This is a genomic window from Vibrio sp. 10N.222.46.A1 (genome assembly GCF_041473595.1).
GTDB classification, from domain to species: Bacteria; Pseudomonadota; Gammaproteobacteria; order Enterobacterales; family Vibrionaceae; genus Vibrio; species Vibrio tasmaniensis_A.
On the sequence record NZ_JBFRSN010000195.1, the window covers coordinates 1 to 656 of the forward strand.

General features: G+C 40.2%; 1 protein-coding gene. It reads right to left on the reverse strand.

Annotation, left to right across the window (positions count from 1 at the left end; genetic code table 11):
* Positions 1-249: 249 nt before the first annotated feature.
* A complete protein-coding gene (locus tag AB4496_RS06625; protein WP_012604261.1) occupies positions 250-606 on the reverse strand; it encodes a hypothetical protein in 357 nt (118 codons plus the stop codon).
* Between the last annotated feature and the right edge of the window lie 50 nt (positions 607-656).

Here is a 656-nt window from a genome sequence, read left to right on the forward strand (position 1 = left end):
TTGATAATAAGGAGAATGGCATCAACCAAAATAGAGGAGGTGTAACGACGAAAGAAACGAAAAATAGCTAACTGGTTAATAAGATTGCTATCGCAACCTTATCTTGGCCTCGCTTGCCTTGAGAAAAACCTCAAAGCGATGTGTCCTTCAAACTAAATTACGCAATTTACTTAATAAAGTGGCTTCGGGCTTATTCAACACTTGGGATTTAGTGTTGGCTACGCAACACCTCAATCCTTATTAGTTAGCTTAAATTTCAACGAATTGTGCATACGGGCAAGCACTCACAAGTTCACTTTTAACACCTTTAATTAAGTGCTCTGGAACCCAAAAGTCCAAAGCTCCATCGGATTCATTAAACAGAGTTACGCACGTCCCTCCAATCGGGTCTTTCACAAACTGAATACGGACAATGCTAGTAGTACATATCGTGCTGCCTTTTAAGCTAAGGAATCGTTCCACAGCCAGCTTGCGGATCGTTATTTGATTACCCTCAACCTCGATGATTGCTTTGAGCTTTGAAGTTTTCAATTCGAACAAACCAAACAAGGCAGGAAACACAAATGTTGCGCATAAAACGACAATGATTATTGAAATAACATCCATAGCTTCACGTCCCTTTAAGCTAACGCCTGCATAACACGTTTGCTACGATA